Origin of the sequence: Psychrobacter sp. CAL346-MNA-CIBAN-0220, assembly GCF_040309805.1 — a bacterium.
Lineage (GTDB): Bacteria > Pseudomonadota > Gammaproteobacteria > Pseudomonadales > Moraxellaceae > Psychrobacter.
This window is the reverse complement of sequence record NZ_JBEOPF010000133.1, coordinates 1-282: the sequence shown is the minus strand read 5'-3', so window position 1 is coordinate 282 and position 282 is coordinate 1. Positions and strand designations below refer to the sequence as shown.

Genomic DNA, 282 nt, shown 5'->3' with positions numbered 1-282 from the left:
CAGTGACACAACGCCAGTTTGTTAGCGATGTTAATCGGCTATTAGCTAAGTATTCACCGGCCACAGCGCCCACATCTGTGGTGTTATATAGCACTAACACTTATAAGTTTGCGGTGAGTTTAATGGCACTCACCTTGCGCGGTTGCACGGTTATACTGCCACCTAATGGTCAACCCGAAACACTCAAAGCCTTACTACAGCAAACACCTTGTTTTTTAGGTGACTCAGAGCTTGTTGAACCACTGGGTATTGACTTTATCAATATAGAAAACTTGCCTGAAC

General features: G+C 44.3%; 1 protein-coding gene. It reads left to right on the top strand.

Annotated features, from left to right (window positions below; translation table 11 throughout):
• Window positions 1–282, top strand: a 282-nt coding sequence (locus AAEY88_RS13010) for a hypothetical protein (protein ID WP_350563056.1), incomplete at both ends; no start/stop codon positions are given.